This window comes from Croceibacterium soli (assembly GCF_009828065.1).
GTDB lineage: Bacteria > Pseudomonadota > Alphaproteobacteria > Sphingomonadales > Sphingomonadaceae > Croceibacterium_B > Croceibacterium_B soli.
The window spans coordinates 113168-132334 of record NZ_WTYK01000008.1; the positions used below are offsets into that span (position 1 = coordinate 113168).

Annotated in this window: 17 protein-coding genes and 1 other annotated feature (1 of these 18 running past the window's edge); of the genes, 9 read left to right on the forward strand and 8 right to left on the reverse strand. The window is 66.0% G+C overall.

What is annotated here, in order from left to right; genetic code table 11:
• Positions 1–53 precede the first annotated feature (53 nt).
• Positions 54–848: a glutathione S-transferase family protein gene (locus tag GRI75_RS12975; protein ID WP_160747414.1), complete on the forward strand. Its 795-nt coding sequence runs from the start codon at positions 54–56 to the stop codon at positions 846–848.
• Here the strand turns inward: GRI75_RS12975 and GRI75_RS12980 are convergent.
• On the reverse strand, positions 845–1426 hold the full coding sequence (locus GRI75_RS12980; protein WP_160747415.1) for an OmpA family protein: 582 nt from the start codon (positions 1424–1426) through the stop codon (positions 845–847). The genes GRI75_RS12975 and GRI75_RS12980 overlap by 4 nt on opposite strands.
• On the reverse strand, positions 1423–3261 hold the full coding sequence (locus tag GRI75_RS12985; protein ID WP_160747416.1) for a cation:proton antiporter: 1839 nt from the start codon (positions 3259–3261) through the stop codon (positions 1423–1425). The genes GRI75_RS12980 and GRI75_RS12985 overlap by 4 nt, the downstream gene beginning before the upstream one ends.
• Before the next feature lie 129 nt (positions 3262–3390).
• On the opposite strand from GRI75_RS12985, the gene GRI75_RS12990 reads away from it, so the two are divergent.
• Positions 3391–3771, forward strand: coding sequence for a YidH family protein (locus GRI75_RS12990; RefSeq protein ID WP_160747454.1), 381 nt, complete (start codon positions 3391–3393; stop codon positions 3769–3771).
• Between the two features lie 92 nt (positions 3772–3863).
• On the opposite strand, the gene GRI75_RS12995 is transcribed toward GRI75_RS12990, so the two are convergent.
• Complete coding sequence (locus GRI75_RS12995) at positions 3864–4349, reverse strand: MarR family winged helix-turn-helix transcriptional regulator (RefSeq protein ID WP_160747417.1); 486 nt, start codon at positions 4347–4349, stop codon at positions 3864–3866.
• A 284-nt stretch (positions 4350–4633) separates the two neighbouring features.
• Here GRI75_RS12995 and ectA point away from each other — a divergent pair, with 284 nt between their 5' ends.
• Genes ectA through GRI75_RS13030 form a run of 7 tightly spaced genes read left to right on the forward strand, consistent with a single transcriptional unit; the run spans position 4634 to position 11851 of the window.
• Positions 4634–5128, forward strand: coding sequence for a diaminobutyrate acetyltransferase (gene ectA, locus GRI75_RS13000; protein WP_235911494.1), 495 nt, complete (start codon positions 4634–4636; stop codon positions 5126–5128).
• Positions 5125–6432: a diaminobutyrate--2-oxoglutarate transaminase gene (ectB, locus tag GRI75_RS13005; RefSeq protein ID WP_160747419.1), complete on the forward strand. Its 1308-nt coding sequence runs from the start codon at positions 5125–5127 to the stop codon at positions 6430–6432. The genes ectA and ectB overlap by 4 nt, the downstream gene beginning before the upstream one ends.
• Positions 6433–6446: 14 nt before the next feature.
• Positions 6447–6857, forward strand: coding sequence for an ectoine synthase (locus GRI75_RS13010; protein ID WP_160747420.1), 411 nt, complete (start codon positions 6447–6449; stop codon positions 6855–6857).
• Positions 6858–6876: 19 nt separating this feature from the next.
• Positions 6877–7791: an ectoine hydroxylase gene (gene thpD / locus GRI75_RS13015; protein ID WP_160747421.1), complete on the forward strand. Its 915-nt coding sequence runs from the start codon at positions 6877–6879 to the stop codon at positions 7789–7791.
• Positions 7788–9224 carry an aspartate kinase gene (locus tag GRI75_RS13020; RefSeq protein ID WP_160747422.1) on the forward strand — a complete coding sequence of 479 codons (1437 nt, stop codon included), beginning with the start codon at positions 7788–7790 and terminating at the stop codon, positions 9222–9224. The genes thpD and GRI75_RS13020 overlap by 4 nt, the downstream gene beginning before the upstream one ends.
• 39 nt (positions 9225–9263) lie before the next feature.
• Positions 9264–10505, forward strand: a complete 1242-nt coding sequence (locus tag GRI75_RS13025; RefSeq protein ID WP_160747423.1) for an MFS transporter — start codon at positions 9264–9266, stop codon at positions 10503–10505.
• Between the two features lie 41 nt (positions 10506–10546).
• Positions 10547–11851 carry an MFS transporter gene (locus tag GRI75_RS13030; protein ID WP_160747455.1) on the forward strand — a complete coding sequence of 435 codons (1305 nt, stop codon included), beginning with the start codon at positions 10547–10549 and terminating at the stop codon, positions 11849–11851.
• 58 nt (positions 11852–11909) lie between these two features.
• Here the strand turns inward: GRI75_RS13030 and GRI75_RS13035 are convergent, their stop codons facing one another.
• The 5 genes from GRI75_RS13035 to GRI75_RS13055 all read right to left on the reverse strand — a co-directional run bounded on the left by GRI75_RS13035 (position 11910) and on the right by GRI75_RS13055 (position 19089).
• Positions 11910–13898 (reverse strand): BCCT family transporter, encoded by a 1989-nt coding sequence (locus GRI75_RS13035; RefSeq protein ID WP_407925148.1) that lies wholly within the window; start codon positions 13896–13898, stop codon positions 11910–11912.
• A gap of 143 nt (positions 13899–14041) precedes the next feature.
• Positions 14042–16156, reverse strand: a complete 2115-nt coding sequence (locus tag GRI75_RS13040) for a TonB-dependent receptor (protein WP_160747424.1) — start codon at positions 16154–16156, stop codon at positions 14042–14044.
• Between the two features lie 22 nt (positions 16157–16178).
• Positions 16179–16367, reverse strand: a complete 189-nt coding sequence (locus GRI75_RS13045) for a hypothetical protein (protein ID WP_328597986.1) — start codon at positions 16365–16367, stop codon at positions 16179–16181.
• Complete coding sequence (locus GRI75_RS13050) at positions 16364–17557, reverse strand: PepSY-associated TM helix domain-containing protein (RefSeq protein WP_235911495.1); 1194 nt, start codon at positions 17555–17557, stop codon at positions 16364–16366. Before GRI75_RS13050 ends, GRI75_RS13045 begins: the two co-directional genes overlap by 4 nt.
• 35 nt (positions 17558–17592) lie before the next feature.
• On the reverse strand, positions 17593–19089 hold the full coding sequence (locus tag GRI75_RS13055) for a SulP family inorganic anion transporter (protein ID WP_160747425.1): 1497 nt from the start codon (positions 19087–19089) through the stop codon (positions 17593–17595).
• Positions 19090–19146: 57 nt separating this feature from the next.
• Positions 19147–19167 (reverse strand) — a sequence feature (sul1 is cis-regulatory element that is thought to sense ions involved in sulfur or methionine metabolism; They are found in Alphaproteobacteria) (it continues 35 nt past the right edge of the window).

The following is a 19167-nucleotide window of genomic DNA, read 5'->3' on the forward strand; positions in this document are numbered from 1 at the left end:
CGGGTCACGGCTCTGCTAAGGGGCTTCAGCACGTTATTGCGAAGCGAGGTCGCATGCTTGAGGTATATCACCACGGATCGTCTGTCTGCGCCGCCAAGGTGCGTCTGGTCCTGATGGAGAAGCAGATCGAGTGGACCAGCCGATATGTCGATCTCCTCGCCGGCGAGCAGTTCGATCCCGAGTATCTCAAGATCAATCCGCGTGCCGCGGTGCCGGCGATCATCCACGACGGCGCAGTGCTGACGGAATCGACGCTCATCTGCGAGTATCTGGACGACGCCTTCCCCGGCGCTCGGCTCAAGCCTGCGGCGCCGCTGGCGCAGGCGCGGATGCGCCTCTGGACGAAGCAGGTGGATGAGGAAATTCATCCGGCGACCCGGCCTTTGACTTACGTCGTCACGCACCGTCATGCGATCCTCGCCCGCGGCGAGGCAGCGGTTGAGGAGCATATCGCCAGCGATCCCCATCCGGCCTGGCGGGAACGCAAGCGCAGGTGGATTTACGATGGCTTCGGCGCGCCGGACGTCGCCCTTGCGCTCGGCACGTTCGTGCGTCTGCTGCAGGATATGGATCGCGCCCTGGAAGGAAGCGAGTGGCTTGTCGGCGACAGCTACACGCTCGCCGACGGGGCTCTAACGCCATACGCAAACAGGCTGGAGATGCTCGGTTTGTCCGAGTTGTGGCGTGATCGGCCGCACTTTGCGCGGTGGTTCGCTGCCGTGAAGGATCGGCCGAGCTTCGCCCCGGCTCTGTTCGACTATCTCCCGCAAGAGCTGCGGGATCGCATGCTGGCGGATGGGCAGCGCGCGCTGCCCCAGGTCCGGGAAAGCTTGAGGCGCATCGCCTAGGTCTGTGACGTCTCAGGTTCCCGCGTGCTTGGAGCTTCAGGCTGCCGCGGATCGACGGCGACCTCCACCCGCCTGTTGGCGGCGCGCCCTTGTTCATCCGGTGAGCCGTCCAGATGGGCATTGGGCGCCACCGGGCGCATCTCGCCCAGGGCCACGACGACGATCCGCTCGGCGGCGACGCCGTTCTCAACCAGGAAATCGCGCACGGCCTCGGCGCGCCGGCGTGAAGCGCGCAAGTTGGCCTCGTCGCTGCCGACGGAATCGCTGTGACCGCGCACCGTTATGGTCGCTCCTTCCTCCAGCAGTGGCGAACCGAGTATGAGCCCGAGTTGCTCGCGTGCCGCTTCGCTGAGCTCATAACCGCCTTCGGCGAACGGGATCGTCACACGAAGAGGCTGCAGTTCCTCTTCCACCGGTGCTTCGATTTCGACATCCGGGCGCATGATGGAAGGCACCTCCTGAACCGTCGGCGTCTCCTCGGCGGGAGCCGGCGCAGGGGGCGGTTCCTCTCGGCAGCTCGCGAGGGCCGCGATCGCCACAAGTCCTGACACGGCGACCAGAGATACGAGCTTCGTCATCGGGTTCCTTCCTCGATCGCTTGCCCTTGCGGCGTGCCCGGCTCCACGGCACCGATCCTCGGCGGCGAATAGGAGATCACGATGTCTCCGGCCGTGGGCTTGGGAGTGGCAGCGTGGGTGAAGAACCGCAGCTGCCCGCCGGGACGAAGGATGAGAAGCATCTCGGCTGCAGGCGGCAACGTATCCTGCGCGTCCTCGAAGTCGAACTGTTCGGAGAGGCGCGTCTTGCGGAAGACCCATCCTTCCTTCTGGCGCCGGCGCAGATCCTCGACGCCGAGACCGTTCGCGAACAACGCGCGGCCACGCAACGAAGCCGGGAGCGCTCGCCAATCTCCGTCCGGGACCTCACCCAGCTGGTAGACGGAGTCCGTTCCGATCTCCGGAGCGAACTCGCTGCACACCAGGGTGTTGTACGCTTCGTTGTCCGTGACGGCCACGAGCACGTGGTAAGGTGTCAGATCCAGGGTATGCTCCGTGGCCTCGTTGAGGATTTCACCGTGATAGACGGGCAGCCCGTCGCGCCGAGCGACTGCCAGGCGCTGCCAGCTCGTGTCGGCCACCAGGACCGGCCTGCCCAATTCCTGCAGCAGCTTGCCCAGCGCCACGCTCCATTCGCTCGATCCGACGATCAGCAGGCCCGGCGGAGCGTCCTGGCGTATGCCGAGCAGCCGAGCCACCAGGTCGACCGTAAACCCGTGGGCGACGATCGTCACGACCACGACTGCGAAGGACAGGCTGATAAGAAGCGTTGCATTCTCATAGCCGAGTTCCTGCAGGCGTAGGGCGAACAGACCCGCGACCGCCACCAGCACGATCCCGCGCGGAGCGATCCAGGCCAGGAACAGGCGCTCGTTCCAGGGCACCGAACTGCGCAGGAGGCTGATCAGGACGGTCGCCGGGCGGACCAGGAATATCAGCGCCAGCAGGAACATGCCGAAGCGCCATTCGAACTGACGGAACGCGGCGAGGTCGAGCGATGCCGAAAGCAGAATGAATATGCCGGAGACCAGCAACAGAGCGATGTGCTGCTTGAATGGGTGGATGCTCCGCAGCGAGGCCACCTTCATGTTGGCGAGAGCGATACCCATGACCGTCACGGTGAGCAGCCCTGCTTCGTGCTCGATCTGGTTGGCAAGCACGAAAGCCCCGATCACCGCCACCAGGAGAACGGGTACCTTCAGGAACTCGGGCACGAAGCCCCGGGGGAAGCACCACGCGATCGCCCATGCCACGGCAAACCCCATTGCGCTCGCGAGCGTCGCCGCCATCAGCATCGGCGGGACGACCTCCAGCATGGTCGCGCCTTCGGACGCACGGCGGAAGTACTCGTAGGCGATCACCGCACAAAGGGCCCCGAAGGGATCGTTGACGATCGCTTCCCATTTGAGGATCGCCGCGGGGCGCTGCGCGATGTTCGCCTGGCGGAGAAGCGGCAGAACCACCGTGGGGCCGGTCACCACCAAGATGCCGGCGAACAGAATGGCGATCGGCCAGACGAGCCCGGCGATGTAATAGCAGGACAGGGCCCCCAGGAACCAACCGACCGGCACGCCGATGAAGACCAGCCGCTTCACCCCGTCGCCGGCATGGCGCAGTTCGCGCAGGTCGAGGCTGAGCCCGCCCTCGAACAGGATCAGCGCCACTCCGATGCTGACCATCGGCTCGAGCAGCGATCCGAAGGTTTCTTCGGGGTCGATCAGCCCCGTCAGCGGGCCGGCGACGAAGCCTGCCGCGAGCATGAGCACGATCGCCGGCCAGCCCGTGCGCCAGGCGATCCATTGCGCCCCGATCCCGAGGACGCCGACGAGTGCGATGATGATGGTGGCCTTTTCCATGCCCCCCTTTCAGGTTCCCACCCGAAACGGAATGCGCGGAGGGGCCGGGAGTTTCCCGCCGCAGTGGTTCGGCACCTCGCGAGGCGACGAACGCCGGGCACGCCTGACGCCCGCGGTCGTTTGTCCCGCATGACCACTGATCGCCGCGAAGAAGCCAGGGAGCGCACGGAATTCGCCGAGGATCGAACCATCCTCGCGAACGAGCGCACATTTGCAGGGTGGATGCGCACGAGCCTCGGCTGCATCGCCATCGGCGTCGGTTTCCACGCCTTGTTCAACAAGATCGATCCGCCGTGGATTCCACGCCTGATCGCTACGGGCTTTCTTTTGCTGGCGGTGCTCGTCATCGTTCTGGCCGAGCGGAGAGCGGCGGCCGTGATAGACCGCTTGAACGCCCATGTGGTTCACACCGCGCGCCGGATGAACTTGCGCCTGTTCGCCGGGACCATAAGCCTCGGCGCCGCCACTTTCGCCGTCATCATCTGGCTGCTGCCGATATCCGCAGGGTAAGGGATGGGAGCCGGGCTTCGCCCGAACGGCTACGAAACTGCCGGCTGAACACTCCTTCGATCGAGCATGCTCGGCGGGATCCCGAGCCCCTCTCAATCGTCCGCTGACCGATCGATGGCGCCCGAGTCCAGCAGGGGTGCGGCGTCCGCCGTTGTACCGAGAAGGTCCGCCAGGCGGCTGAGCCCGGCGAGGATCATCGCCTGCTCCCATTCCGGCAGGGCTGCGAACCGCTCGCTCAGCCGCGCCTGAAGCAGGTTTGGCGCGGTTTCGATCCTTCGCATTCCGTCCGCGGTCGGCGCAACGTGGATCCGCCGCTTGTCCCGCTCGCCGCGCTGGCGGGTCACCAGCTCCAGCGCTTCCAGCCGGTCCACAATGTTCGTGATGGTGGCCTGACCGAACTGGAGCGCGGCCGAGAGCTCCGTCGGCGTCACCTCCCCCCGCTCGCCGATCTCCTGCAGCACGAGCAGTTGCGAGGGGGTGAGGCCGGTCTCCGTCGCAAGCTGCCGATTCGACAGTTCCGACGCGCGCAGGATCCGCCGCAGGGCCTTGAGAGCGGAAAAGGTGAGTTCGCGGTCCACTTCCCTGGGCTACCTCCGTGGAACACTCCGGCCAAGCATATAAAAGCATTGAAGATCGAAGTATTTTCCTTCGGTCAATAAACCATATCGATGGCTGGATCGCGGTCTGCAGGGTTGCCATTCGGCAGAGTTCCCTTACATACGCCATCCCAAGCCGAAAGGCGCAACGATAAGGGAGCCTCAGTAGTTCGGTTAACGAACTATGTTGTATAGTGATTTTGAACCAATCGACGCTCAAGCCCGATTCAATGGAATGCGCAGGCACGGAGAGTCTTACGCTCCGGATGCCCAGCGCGGAGGATGGCCCCGCAATCTCTCGGCTGATCGCATCCTCCCCGCCCCTCGATACCAACTCGGCCTACTGCAATCTGCTGCAGTGCACGGACTTCCGCGAGACTTGCGTCGTCGCAGAGCGCGATGGCGAGGCTCTCGGCTGGATATCCGCATATCGCCCGCCGGCGACGCCGGATCGGCTGTTCGTCTGGCAAGTGGCCGTCCATTCCGCGGCGCGCGGAGAAGGACTGGCGCTCAAGATGCTGGAAGCGCTGATCGCCCGGCCTGCCGCCGCTGACGCCACCATGCTCACCACGACCATCACGGAGGACAACCAAGCCTCCTGGGGCCTGTTCGAGGCGTTCGCGCGCCGCAACGGCGCGACCCTGACCAGGGCGCCGCGCTTCGAGCAGGACGCGCACTTCGCCGGCGCGCACGCCACCGAATGGGAAGCTCGCATCTTCCCCCTCCCCACCTTTCGAACCGAAACGGAGACCCACTCATGAGTTTCACGCCGCGACCCAGCAAGACAGCGCCCGACACCGCAATCTACGACCGCCGCGAATCCGGCGTGCGCACGTATTCGCGCTCGCTGCCCCGGCAGTTCGACAAAGCCGAGGGCGTCTGGCTGCACGACGTCAACGGCGGCCGCTATCTCGATTTCCTCTCCGGCTGCTCCTCGCTCAATTACGGGCACAATCATCCCGTCCTGAAGCAGGCGCTGCTCGACTATATCGGTGCGGATGGAATCGCCCACGGCCTGGATCTCCATACCAGTGCCAAGCAGTCGTTCCTCGAAGCGCTCGAAGAGGTGATCCTGGCGCCGCGCGGACTGGATTACCGGGCGATGTTCACCGGCCCGACCGGAACCAACGCGGTCGAGGCGGCGATCAAGCTGGCGCGCAAGGTCACCGGGCGCGAGCTCGTCGTGGCTTTCACCAACGGGTTCCATGGCATGACGCTGGGTGCGCTGGCCTGCACCGGCAACGCCGGCAAGCGCAGCGGGGCCGGCGTGCCCCTGTCGCACGTGGCCCACGAGCCGTTCGACGGCTACTACGGTCCGGACGTGGACACGGCGGCGCTGCTGGACCAGCGGCTGTCCGACCCTTCGAGCGGCCTCGATGCGCCTGCCGCCATCCTGGTCGAAACCGTCCAAGGCGAAGGCGGCCTCAACGCCGCCTCCCCGGAGTGGCTGCGGGCGATCGCAGCGATTGCCCGGAAGCACGGCGCCCTGCTGATCGTGGACGACATCCAGGCCGGTTGCGGCCGCACCGGCGGTTTCTTCAGCTTCGAAGGATTGGGCTTCACGCCGGACATCGTCACCCTGGCCAAGTCGCTTTCGGGGATGGGCCTGCCATTCGCGCTCACGCTCTTCCGCCCGGAGCTCGACATCTGGTCTCCGGGTGAGCACAACGGGACCTTCCGGGGCAACAACCACGCATTCGTGACCGCAGCGGCCAGCCTCCGGCATTTCTGGGCCGATGATGGATTCCAGGATCGCATCGCCCGCCTCGGGAACTTGCTGGAGCAGCGGCTCGAGCAGATGGCCGAAGAGCACGGCCTCTCGACCCGCGGCCGCGGTATGATGCGCGGCATCGACGTGGGCTCCGGCGAAACCGCGTCCGCCATCACCCAGGCCTGCTTCGAGAAGGGCCTGATCATCGAAACGAGCGGCTCGCACGACGAAATCGTCAAGGTGCTGGCCCCGCTGGTGATCGACGAGGCGCTGCTCGGCGCCGGTCTCGACATCCTCGAACAGTCGATCAGCACCGAACTGGCGCCGGCAGCAAGCCTGTCGGCCGCCGCCTGACCAGGAGAAAAGACATGATCATACGCAAGCTCAAGGACATTCGCGCCACCGATCGCAACGTCAAATCGGAAGGTTGGGAAAGCGCCCGCATGCTCCTGGCGGGGGACGGGATGGGCTTCTCGTTCCACGTCACCACCCTGTACGCCGGCAGCGAGCTCAAGATGCACTACAAGAACCATCTCGAAGCGGTGCTGGTGCTGAAGGGCACCGGTACGATCGAAGATCTCGCGACCGGGGAAGTCCACCGGCTGAAGGCCGGCATGCTCTACGCGCTCAACGAGAACGACCGGCACATCGTCCGGCCCGAGACCGAGATGCTCACCGCGTGCGTGTTCAATCCGCCGGTGACCGGAAACGAGGTTCACGACGAAAGCGGCGCCTATCCGGCCGAAGAGCAGCTGCGCCAAGCCGTGCCCGCCGAATAACCCGACCGAGAGGAATTCCATGCAGGACGTCTATCCATCCCGCTGTGCCGCCGAGCCTGAACTGCTGCCGCGCCAGGACCCGGTGGTTCATGGCGAATGGCGGCCGGATGCCCCGCTCACGCGCGCCCAGACCGAGCAGTTCGAGCGCAACGGCTACCTGGTGATCGAGAATGCGTTCGATCCAGCCGAACTGGAAGCGCTGCAGAACGCCACGGGCCGGCTGCTGGCCGACCCGTCGTCGCTGGACAGGGAGACGATCATCACCGAGCGCGGCAGCGACGAGATCCGCTCCATTTTCGCCATTCATGAGCAGAGCCGCGTCATGGCCCGGCTGGCAGCCGACGAACGGCTGGCCGGAGTGGCCTCGTTCCTGCTCGGCGACGATGTCTACGTTCACCAGTCGCGGCTCAACTACAAGCCGGGCTTCAAGGGGAAGGAGTTCTTCTGGCACTCCGACTTCGAAACCTGGCACACGGAAGACGGCATGCCCCGGATGCGCGCGTTGTCGATGTCCGTCCTGCTCGCCGCGAACACCCCGCATAACGGGCCGCTGATGGTCATGCCGGGGTCGCACCGGACTTATGTGACCTGCGTAGGCGAGACGCCGGAAGACCACTACCGCATGTCGCTGAAGAAGCAGGAATACGGCGTTCCCGACGAGCTCAGCCTCGCCACGCTGGCTCAGCAGCACGGCATCGACGCGCCGACCGGGCCGCCGGGAACGGTGATCCTGTTCGACTGCAACCTGATGCACGGCTCCAACGGAAACATCACGCCCTTCCCGCGGGCGAACGCCTTCCTGGTCTACAACGCCATGTCGAACCGCCTGCAGAAGCCTTTCGCGGCGGACAAGCCCCGGCCGCAGTTCATTGCCGACCGGACCTTCCAGCCGGTGGCGATCCGGTCCCCCGCGCTGCTCGAGGAGGCGGCATGATGACCCAGCACAGCGTCGAGAAAATCGGCGGCACGTCGATGGCGGCGACCTCCACCCTGTTCGACAACGTCCTGATCGCCGGACGCTCCGGAGCGGAACTGTACGGCCGCATCTTCGTCGTTTCCGCCTACGCCGGGATGACGGACCTGCTGCTGGAGCACAAGAAGAGCGGCGAACCCGGCCTCTATGCCCACTTCGCTCGCGGCGATGCCGCCTGGCGCGATGCTCTTGATCGAGTGAGCGGGGCGATGCGCGAGCGCAACGCGCAAATGTTCGTTCGTCCCGAAAGCCGCGAGGAAGCGGACCGCTTCGTGCACGAACGTGCCGAATCTCTCCGGAGATGTCTCGACGATCTCGACCGACTGCGCGCGCACGGCCGGTTTTCGCTGAAGGATCAGCTGATCACCGTGCGCGAGATGCTCGCCGGGTTCGGTGAGGCACACAGCGCTCACTCCACCGCGGTCCTGCTGCGTGACCGGGGCGTCAATGCCGTGTTCGTCGATCTTACGGTGTGGAGCGAAGACGATCGCGTGAGCCTGGATCAACGCATCCGTGACGCGCTCGAGCCGATCGACCTCGCCACGCAGATGCCGATCGTCACCGGCTACGCCGGTTGCGAGGGCGGCATGGTGCGGCGCTATGCGCGCGGCTACTCGGAGATGACCTTCTCCAGACTGGCAGTCGTGACCGGCGCCAGCCGCGCGATCATCCACAAGGAATTCCATCTCTCCAGCGCCGATCCGAAGCTGGTTGGCGGTGAGCGGGCGCGGAAGATCGGGCGGACCAACTACGATGTGGCGGACCAGCTCGCCAACCTCGGCATGGAAGCGATCCACCCGCGCGCCGGCCGGGGGCTCCGCCAATCCGAGATCCCTCTGTGCGTCAGAAACACCTTCGACCGCGACGACGAGGGAACGCTGATCTGCGGCGATTACCGGTCGGACGAGCCGAGGGTCGAGATCGTCACCGGTGTGCAGGAACTGCACGCGTTGCAGTTCTTCGAGCAGGACATGGTGGGGGAGAAGGGCTACGACAGCCGCATCCTCGAGGTGCTCGACCGGCGGGGCGCGTGGATCGTCAGCAAGGCCTCCAACGCCAACACCATCACGCACTACCTCTCCGGCAGTTCGGAAACAGTCGCGAAGGCGGTCTCCGATCTCGAGGAAGCGTTTCCGGGTGCGATCGTGACGACCCGTCCCTGCGCGATGGCGGCCGTGATCGGCAGCGACATCTCGGCGCCTGGCCTGGTCTCGCGCGCTCTGGACGCTCTGGAGCAAGCGGACATCGCGGTCCTCGCGCTCCAGCATCAGATTCGTAACGTCGACGTCCAGTTCGTGATCGAGCGAGAGGACTTCGAGCGCGCCGTCCGCACGCTTCATGCCGCACTGGTAGAGGACAGCACGGCTGGTCTGCGCCGACGTGCGGCCGCCTGAGGGCCCGGAACCTTCCGGGGGCAGGCTTGCTTTCCCAACGTGCTGAGCGCCGTTTCCTCCGTACGCAGCCTGCTGCTCGCCATCTTCATGCTGATGTCGGGCGCCGGGTTCATGGCCACGCTTCTGGGCGTGCGGCTGGAGCGAGCGGGGAGCAGCGCCCTGACGGTCGGGATCGTCGGCACCGCCTATTTCCTGGGCCTGGTGCTGGGTTCGACCAAGGCCGGGCTGCTGGTGGCGCGGGTCGGCCACATCCGGGCATTCGCGGCATTCGTCTCGCTCTTTTCCGCCAGCACGCTCAGCTACGCTCTCTTCCGCGACCCGATCTTCTGGGCGAGCCTGCGGCTGATCGACGGGCTGTGCGTGGCCGGGGTTTACGTATGCCTGGAAAGCTGGCTCAACGAACGGGCGCAGGAGGGCTCCCGAGGATCTGTCCTGGCCGCCTACATGATCGCCCTCTACCTCGGTCAGGCCGCGGGCCAGTTCCTCCTCAACATCAGTGATGTGAAGCCGTCGCTGCCGTTCATCGCCGCGTCGATCCTGATCTCGGTCTCCGCCATTCCGATCGCCCTCACGCGGATTGACGCGCCGTCGCTGCCGAGCAGCGAAACATTGTCGATGCGGGCGCTCTACGCGATCTCTCCGCTCGGAGTGGTCGGCGCGGCGTTGACCGGCGCCATGCTCGGCGCCTTCTACTCGCTCGGGGCCGTCTACGCCCGCCGCCTTGGGATGGAGTTGTCCTTGATCGCCGTGTTCATGAGCACAGTGATCTTCGGCGGCGTGGCCTTGCAATGGCCGCTCGGCATCTTGTCCGACCGCTTCGACCGGCGGCGCGTGATCGTGATCGCCTTCGCCGGAACCCTGCTGGCCGGGCTGGCCACGGCGCTGACGCGGGAGCCGGGCCTTCCACTGCTGGCTTTCGGCGCGCTGTTCGGCGGGTTGAGCTTCGCGCTCTACCCCCTCTGCGTGGCGCACGCCAACGACCACCTTCTGCCTGACCAGAGGGTGGCGGCGAGCGGCGGGCTCGTCCTTACATACTCGGCGGGAGCTGCAGCCGGCCCGCTCGTGGCGGCAGTGTTCATGACCGCGGCGGGCACGGCGGGCCTGTTCCTGTTCATCTCCACATGCGCCGGCGCTGCCCTGCTCTTCGGGATCTGGCGGCAGGCTCTTACGCCTCCCGTGCCGGCCGAGCAGCAGCAAACTTATCAGATCCTGCCGCGGACGACGCCTGTTTCCGCGGCGCTCGACCCATTGGCGCCCAACGATCCGGAGGAGGTCCCATGACCGACCATACCCATCACGACCTCGTCGGCGGCGATGTGCCGATGGGCCATCCGGAAGCCGTCCCCAAATCGGTCATCCGGCGGGCCATCGCCGCCTCCGCGCTCGGCAATGCGACCGAGTGGTTCGATTACGGCATCTATGCCTACGGCGTCGTCTATCTGTCGGCCGCCCTGTTTCCCGGCGACACGGCGGAGGCGACCCTGTTCGCGCTAGCGACGTTCGCGATCTCCTTCCTGGTCCGCCCGCTCGGCGGCCTGTTCTGGGGCCCGCTGGGCGACCGCTACGGGCGCAAGACGATCCTGGCCTACACGATCATCCTGATGTCGGCGGCGACCGTCTGCGTGGGGCTGATCCCATCGTACGACGACATCGGCTTCTGGGCACCGGCCCTGCTGGTCCTGCTGCGCATGATCCAGGGCTTCTCGACCGGCGGCGAGTATGGCGGCGCGGCGACCTTCATGGCCGAATATTCGCCCGACGACCGGCGCGGCTTCTACGGCAGTTTCCTGGAGTTCGGCACGCTGGCCGGCTTCTCTTTCGGCGCCCTGCTGATGCTCGGTTTCTCGCTGCTGCTGGGCGAGCAGGCGATGTACGACTGGGCCTGGCGCATTCCCTTCTTCGTCGCCGGGCCGATGGGGCTTGTCGGAATGTATCTGCGGTCGCGGATGGAAGACACGCCGATCTTCCGCGAGATCGAGGCCCATCACGAGACGGAGCCCGCCGCCTCGACCGAGCTGCGCCACCTTCTCACCCGCTACTGGCGTCCGCTCGTGACCATGGGCGGTCTCGTGATCGCGCTGAACGTCGTCAACTACACGCTGCTCAGCTATATGCCGACCTACCTGCAGAGAAGGCTGAGCCTTTCCGCCGACGATGCGCTGATCGTGCCGATCATCGGCATGCTGTTCATGATGCTGTTCGTGCCCCTCGCCGGGCGGCTGTCCGACAAGGTGGGCAGGAAGCCCCTCTGGTGGTTCTCGCTGGTCGGGCTCTTCGTCGGCGCAGTGCCGCTTTACCTGCTTATGGCCGGGAGCTTCGCCGGCGCTGTCGCCGGTTTTGCCCTGCTCGGCCTGCTCTACGTCCCGCAGTTGGCGACGATCTCCGCGACCTTTCCGGCCATGTTCCCGACCCACGTTCGTTTCGCCGGCTTCGCGATATCCTACAACGTGTCCACCTCGCTGTTCGGCGGCACGGCGCCGGCGTTCAACAGCTGGCTGATCGGAAAGACGGGCGACGAGTTGATGCCGGCATACGTCATGATGGCCGCCTGCGCGGTCGGGATGGTGGCACTGCGCTTCACTGCCGAAACCGCCGGCAAGTCGCTGCGCGGCACCGAAACGCCGTGATATCGCGACGTGCAGCGCTCGCCCAGCGCGCAAGCTGGGGGAACCGCCCTGCCATGACTCACGCGAGCCGGCGCTTGTGACGGAAACGGGCGTAACCGTTTAGCAGATCGTTGATCAGTTGATCGCGTGTGAAGCCGGTGACGTCGTGGGGCTGCTCCCCTTCGGAGCTGTGCGCCATCGCGCGGAAATGCCGCGGGGCACTGTCCTTCGCCTTGTGCGGTTCCGACCAGACGAAGCTCGGCAGAAGAAAGCCGCGCGAGCGGATCACGTAGCAGAATTCCCCCCGCTCTCCGTGCGGTATCCTGAGCGAGAGGCAATCGCCCTTCTCGGTCAGTTCCGACTCGAACCCGCTCTCCCGGATTTGCGTCGCCACGGCCTCAAGCGCAGGCCGCGCCGTGCCGAGGAGGTAACGAGTCATTTCCTCTTGTCCGAAATAATGCAGGATCGACGTAAGGCGCTGCTGCCAGCTGAGCTCCGGATCGGGCGCAGCGATCCCCACTGCGGCCAGGTCGATCGTCGAGCCTGTGGCTTCCATCTGCAGCGCCCGGAAAAGACCGAAAGCGATGAAGATCAGCGCTACGGCAAACGGCAGCGCACTCGCGATGACCGCGGTCTGCAGTGATTCCAGGCCACCTGCCAACAGGAGGACCGCCGCCACGCCTCCGGCGCAAACGGCCCAGAAGACGCGCTGCCAGACCGGCGGGTTCTCCGCTCCGCTCGATGTAATCATGTCGATCACCAGCGCGCCCGAGTCGGCGGAGGTCACAAAGAAGGTGATGACGAGCAGCGTCGCCACGAATGAGGTAATCGTACCCAGCGGCAGGGCCGCCAAAGTGGCGAACAATGCGCCTGGCAGATCGTTGACGGCGGTTTCTGCGATCGGAGCCACGCCTCTCATGTCGAGCGAGATCGCCGTGTTGCCGAACACCGTCATCCACAGGAAGCTAAACAGCACCGGCACCAACAGGACGCCGCTGACGAATTCGCGGATGGTCCGGCCGCGCGAGATCCGCGCGATGAACATTCCCACAAACGGCGACCAAGCAATCCACCAGCCCCAGTAGAACAGCGTCCAGTCGCCCAGCCACGGGTTCGGTTCGTAGGCGTAGAGCCGGAAGGTGCGGTCGATGAGCGAGTTGAGGTAGCTGCCGATGTTCTGCAGGTAAGCATCGAGCAGGAAGATCGTCGATCCCACGAACAGGACGAAGCCGAGCAGGAGGACAGCCAGAATGATGTTGAGCTCCGACAGGCGCTTCACCCCCCGGTCGAGGCCCAACATCACCGAAATGGTGGCGATCGCCGTGATCGAAGCGATCAGGATCAACTGCACCCCGGTCGATACCGGCACTCCGAACAGGTGAGCGAAGCCGGCGTTGACCTGCAAGGCGCCGATCCCGAGCGAAGTGGCGACGCCGAACATCGTGCCGATCACCGCGAAGATATCGATCGCGTGCCCGATCGGTCCGTAGATGCGCTTCCCGATCAGCGGGTAGAGCGGCGAGCGAAGCGCCAGCGGCAGCCCGCGCCGGAACGAGAAATACGCCAGCGACAGGCCGACAAGGGCGTAGATCGCCCAAGGGTGCAGGCCCCAATGAAGAAATGTGAGCACCATCGCCTGGCGGGCGGCTGCGATCGTTCCGCCCTCTCCAACGGGCGGCGAGGCATAGTGCTGGATCGGCTCGGCCACGCCGAAGAAGACCAGCCCGATGCCCATCCCGGCGCTGAACAGCATCGCGAACCAGGAGAGGTAGCTGTACTCGGGCTCGCTCTCGTCAGGGCCCAGTTTGACGTCCCCATGCTTGCTGAGCATCAGGAACACCACGAACACGAGGAAACCCGCGACCGAGGCGACATAGAACCACCCGAAATCGCGAATTATCAGCGACTGGACACGGGCGAAGACCACTCCGGCTTCCCGGGCGAACGCAGCCCCCAGGATCGCGAAAGCGAGGATCAGCCCGGCCGAGACGAAAAAGACCGGCGGGTTCACCTTCATCCGCCCACTGTCCGTCATCGGAGCGGCCTCCTTCAGGACAGAATCGGACAATGGATCTCTCCTCCCTACTACAGAGTGTCAGACCAACGCGGTTGAGCGCCTGGAGTTGCAGACGCGCCGAGGGCCGCAGACCGCGCCTGCCGTTTCCGCCGGGACTTGCGACAGCCTGCGGCCGCTTGCGCAACGCGTGATCGCTAGAAGTCGGCCGAGACGGAGGCCTTCACGGTGCGCGGCTGTCCCTGCAGCAGGGCGGCCGAAAACACATCGAATGCCGAAGCCCAGTACCGCTCATTCGCCACGTTATCGACCGTCAGGCGCAGAGTGACGGGTGTGGAGCCCGCTGCAAAGACGTAGCGAGCACCCAGATCGAACCGCGTCCAATCGCTGATCTGCAGCGTGTTGGCGCTGTCTACCCACTGCTCGCCCGTGTGCACCGCGCGCCCGGTCAGCGTCACGCCCGGCGCGAACGGCAGGTCCCATTCGACGTCGGCGTTGGCGGCAAGGCGGGGCACGCCGGGCACTTCGTTGCCGCTGGGCAGCTCCGCGTCGCTCACCGCCAGTCCCGAGATCAGCCGCAGGCCGGGCACGAGCTCGCCGTTGAGCGTCAATTCGACACCCTGGTGCCGCTGATCGCCGAGATAGCCGAAGTCGCCGCTCGGCAGCAGCCCCTCGCCCGGGCGCTCGATGCGGTAGAGCGCGAGTCCAGCGAACATCCGCCCGAAGCCGAGCTTGCCGCCGATCTCGTATTGGACCGACTTGCGCGGGGCGAGAGTCTCGCCGGGGTTGCCGATCGCGGGGTCGATCGGGGCGGTCGGACCCTGCTGCAGCGCCTCGATGCGATTGGCGTAGAGCGACAGGCGCGGCATCGGCTTGACCACCAGTCCGACGACCGGCGTGAGTGCGTCCTCGTCGTAAGTCGCGTCGAGCGCACCGCCGTTATAGTAGTTGTAGCTCTTCACCCGCATCGCCTGGAAGCGCGCGCCGAGCGTCAGCAGCACGCGCTCGTCCAACAGGCCCAGCGTGTCGGAGGCGAACAGGCTCTGCAGCCGGCTGCGCGCGATCGGGAAAGGATCGGCGAGATCGCCGCCGACGAGCGTTGAGCTCGGCAAGGGCACTTGCACCGGATCATAGAGGTTGGTGGCGAAACCCGCGAAATCGGGTCCGTAGCGGAAGTCGAAGGCGTTGCGGTTGACCTGCCAGCTCATGTTGCCGCCGAGGTTGATCTCGTGGGTCACCGCCGTGCCGAAGCGCGCCCTGAGGCCGGCCTCCATCGCCTCGTTGTTGTCGGTGCGCGGGACGACCAGGGCATTGCCGGTCGCGGCGCCGGTGACCGCATCGGTGACCGTAATGCCGCTGTAGGTCCCATCCTCGTGCCCGTCGCGGGCACCCGCCCGGGCATAGACCATCGTGCCGGGCGCAAGGTCGTACTCCAGGGCCAGCGTGCCGAAATAATCGCGCAGCTCGGTATAGGTGAAGTCCTGCGCGTAGTTGGCGTCTGCTTCGGGCACAGCGGGGACCGCGGCGCTGGCGATCGTCACCTTCGGCCTGAGGTTATCGACCCGCACATCCTGCCAAGCCAGGTCGAGCGCGGCGCGGAGAGGGCCGCCGTCGTAGTCGAAAGCGGCTCCGAGCACCCGGGTGCGGCGATCCTCGTCCTCGATCGCCACTTCGCCGTCGCGCCAGGCGCCGTTGATCCTGACGCCCCATTCGCCGCCGGCGCCGAAGCGGCGGGCGACATCGAAGCTGGCGCCGTAGTGCGCGCTCTCGGTGAAGCCGAGCGTCGCCCGCGTCAGCGGGTCGCGGCCAGCACGCTTGAGCATCAGGTTGACGCTTCCGCCGAGCCCGGAGCCGCCGGGCGCCGCCCCGTTGAGGAAAGCGCTCGCGCCGTTCAGCACCTGCACGCTCTCGAACAGCTCGGGTGCGACCAGTTGCCGCGGAGTGATGCCGTAAAGGCCGTTGAGGCCGATATCTTCGCCGAAGAGGGTGAAGCCGCGAATGACGAACTGCTCGGAAGCGTTGCCGAAGCCATAGGTCGTGCGCACCGTCGGATCGTTCTCCAGCACTTCGCCGAGCGTCTGCGGCTGCTGGTTGAGGATCAGCGATTCGCCGTACGAGCGAACCGCGAACGGCAGGTCCTCGGCCGGCTTGTCGCCGAGCACGCCGGCCGAGCCGCCGTTCTCGATCACCGAGGCGTTTTCTGCCTGCGCAGTGACGACGATCTCGTTCGCATCGGTGTCCTGCGCATACGCCTGAGCGGCGAGAACGGCGGCGATGGCAAAGACAGGCAGGCGCAGGCTAATCGGCATCATCGGTTGAGGTCTTTCGTGGTTGTCAGCGCGGGCGCATAAGCGCGAAAATCATGACTGCGGGCACGCTGCCGAGCAGGAGCCAGGCCGCGGCGTCGCGCCAGCCCTCGCCCGTGAGGCCGAGAACGAGGCCGGCGATGGTGGCGGCGAACAGCGCCAGCGGCCAGGCGAAGACGCGCGCGACGGAGCGCTTGCGGCGCTGCAAGGTCTTCACGCTGCCAGCCCCTCTTGCGCGCCGCTGCGGATCTCCTCGACCCGCCGCGCGATTTCGCCCGGGCGGCGGCGCAGCCACAGCACGATCCCGGTCCACAGCACCCAGATCGTTGCGAGAGTCAGCAGCGCCCACAGCACCTTTAGCGGCAGCCCGCCGTAGTCGCCGAAGTGGAGCGGCTTCGACATCATCAGCGCCTGGTTGAGCGCCGGCATCTCGCGAGCGTCGGTGAGTTCCCCGCTCGCCGCGTCGACCAGCGCGGGTGTCAGCAGGTGCTGGGTCAGCGGGCGGTCGCCCTGGAAGAAGATCGCGTAGTGGTGGCCCGAGCTCCAGGCGCCGCCCGGAAAGCCGATGAACTGCGGGCTGCGGCCGGGCAGCGCTTCGCGCGCTTGCGCCATCGCAGTGTCGAGCGAGCCGTAGCGTTCGGGCGGGAGCGGTGCCTTGCCCCGGTAAGCGGCGGTCATCGCGGCCACTTCGCCTTCACGCCAGCCGTCGATCAGCGGATCGGCAAAGGCGTTGATCGCACCCGTGGCGCCGACCACCAGCACCCAGGCGAGCGTGGCCATCCCGACGAGGTTGTGCCGGTCGAGCGAGCGCACCCGCACGCCGCGATCGGTCCGCACCGTTCCGAACGCGAGCCGGCGCATGAAGGGCGCATAGATCACCGCGCCCGAGACCAGCGAAACGATCAGCAGCAGGCCCATGGTCCCGAGCAGCCACATTCCGGGCTGCCCGAGGAACATGTCGGTGTGCAGCTGGAGCAGGAAGTCCATCACGCCGCCGCCGGGCGCGGGCCCCAGTGACGCGCCGGTCGCACGGTCGAAGAACAGCAGCGTCATCTCGCTCGCTTCTGCGCCGGGTGCCGGGCCGGTGGTGACGGTCAGCAGCGGGCTTTCCTGGCTGAAGGCCATGAACAGCGGCACTTCGCCGGGACGCTCGGCCAGAGCCTGTGTAAGCATGGCGTCGAGCGGCACGCCCTGCTCCGCCGAGGGCGGCCCCGGCAGCGCGGTCTCGTAATCGACGCCCTCGAGAGCTTCGAGCTCGTCGTGGAAGATCAACGGCAGCCCGGTGACGCACAACATCAGCAGGAAAGCCATCGGCACGAGGCTCGACCACTTGTGGATCAGATACCAGATTCGGATCGACCTGCGCGACATCGCGCCGCCGCTATAGGCAGCGAGGCGGTCGGTCAATGATACTCATTCGCAATAGCCATGAGGCCGGAAGGTCAATGCGGTACCGCGCCCATCTCGACCCCGGTCTTGTCGTGCAGCGCGAACTTGTCGACAATGTCGGCGCTGGCGCGGTTGTAGCCGGTCACTTCCACGTGGCGGCCTTCCCGGCGCAAACGCGCGACGATCTTGTCGAGCGCACCCACGCCCGAGATATCCCAGAAGTGCGCCGCCGAAACATCGATGAGGATGTTGGGGACCCGGTCCTCCACCTGGAAGGCCCGCGTGAAGCGGTCCACCGACGCGAAGAATATCTGTCCGGTGACCCGGTAGGTCGCCTGGGTCCCATCCGGCGAGACGATCCGCTCCACCTCGAACATCCGCCGTACCTTCCCGGCAAAGAAGATGCCCGAAAGTAGGACGCCCGCCAGCACGCCCAGCGAAAGATCGCTGGTTGCGACGACTACGACCACCGTCGTGACCATCACCACGGACGAAGTCCAAGGGTGGCGGCGCAAGTTGGGTATCGAATTCCAGCTGAAAGTGCCGATCGACACCATGATCATCACTGCGACTAGTGCCGGCATCGGGATGCGGCCGACGAACGGCCCGAGCACCGCCAGAAGGAACAGCAGGAAGGCGCCGGCCACGAATGTGGAAAGCCGGCCGCGCCCGCCCGAGGTGACGTTGATCACCGACTGTCCGATCATCGCGCAGCCGCCCATGCCGCCGAAGAGGGCGGAGACTATGTTGGCCGAGCCCTGTCCGGCGCATTCGCGCTGCTTGTCGCTGTCGGTGTCGGTCATGTCGTCGACGATCTGGGCCGTCAGCAGGGACTCCAGCAGGCCCACGGCCGCCATCGTCAGCGAATAGGGCAGGACGATGCGGAACGTTTCCCAGGTGAGCGGTACGTCCGGCAGCGCGAAGGTCGGCAAACCTTCCGGCAGGCGGCCCATGTCGCCGACAGTGTTGACCGGCACGCCCATGCCGATGCTGATCGCACTCAGGAGGAGGATCGCGACGAGCGGCGACGGGATCGCCTTAGTGAGGCGCGGGAAAAGATAAATAATCGCCAGCCCCGCGGCGACCATCGCGTAAGTGTGCCACGACACGCCGGTCAGCTGGGGCAACTGCGCCATGAAGATCAGGATGGCCAGCGCATTGACGAAGCCGGTGATGACCGAACGGGAGACGAACTGCATAAGCAGATCCAGCCGAAGGATACCGGCGATGATCTGGATCGCGCCCATCAGGATCGTGGCCACGAAGAGATACTCGACGCCGTAATCGCGCACGAGCGGAACCACGAGCACGGCCACGGCTGCGGTCGCCGCCGAGATCATGCCCGGCCGGCCGCCGGTGAACGCGATGACGATGGCAATGGCAACCGAGGCGTAAAGGCCCACGCGCGGATCGACGCCTGCGATGATCGAGAAGCCGATCGCTTCGGGGATGAGCGCCAGCGCAACGACTATGCCGGCGAGAATGTCACGGCGTGCGCCTGCGGCGCCGCTGAACCATTCCTTGCGGTAGCGGGAGAGTGTGTCCGTCATCGAAGAGTCCAACAAGCACAAGGGCACCGAAGTGGGTGCAGAAAGGCACATGTGTGATGTTGTCCGGCGGGTCGGCGG

What these genes read in the sequence shown, in the direction of transcription:
- GRI75_RS13030 (WP_160747455.1), top strand. Translation starts at nt 10,547, where the DNA reads ATGGGCCATCCGGAAGCCGTCCCCAAATCGGTCATCCGGCGGGCCATC.
- GRI75_RS13020 (WP_160747422.1), top strand. Translation starts at nt 7,788, where the DNA reads ATGATGACCCAGCACAGCGTCGAGAAAATCGGCGGCACGTCGATGGCG.
- GRI75_RS12985 (WP_160747416.1), bottom strand. Translation starts at nt 3,261, where the DNA reads ATGGAAAAGGCCACCATCATCATCGCACTCGTCGGCGTCCTCGGGATC.
- GRI75_RS12975 (WP_160747414.1), top strand. Translation starts at nt 54, where the DNA reads ATGCTTGAGGTATATCACCACGGATCGTCTGTCTGCGCCGCCAAGGTG.
- GRI75_RS13055 (WP_160747425.1), bottom strand. Translation starts at nt 19,089, where the DNA reads ATGACGGACACACTCTCCCGCTACCGCAAGGAATGGTTCAGCGGCGCC.
- GRI75_RS13040 (WP_160747424.1), bottom strand. Translation starts at nt 16,156, where the DNA reads ATGATGCCGATTAGCCTGCGCCTGCCTGTCTTTGCCATCGCCGCCGTT.
- GRI75_RS12980 (WP_160747415.1), bottom strand. Translation starts at nt 1,426, where the DNA reads ATGACGAAGCTCGTATCTCTGGTCGCCGTGTCAGGACTTGTGGCGATC.
- GRI75_RS12990 (WP_160747454.1), top strand. Translation starts at nt 3,391, where the DNA reads ATGACCACTGATCGCCGCGAAGAAGCCAGGGAGCGCACGGAATTCGCC.
- ectA (WP_235911494.1), top strand. Translation starts at nt 4,634, where the DNA reads ATGCCCAGCGCGGAGGATGGCCCCGCAATCTCTCGGCTGATCGCATCC.
- thpD (WP_160747421.1), top strand. Translation starts at nt 6,877, where the DNA reads ATGCAGGACGTCTATCCATCCCGCTGTGCCGCCGAGCCTGAACTGCTG.
- GRI75_RS13010 (WP_160747420.1), top strand. Translation starts at nt 6,447, where the DNA reads ATGATCATACGCAAGCTCAAGGACATTCGCGCCACCGATCGCAACGTC.
- ectB (WP_160747419.1), top strand. Translation starts at nt 5,125, where the DNA reads ATGAGTTTCACGCCGCGACCCAGCAAGACAGCGCCCGACACCGCAATC.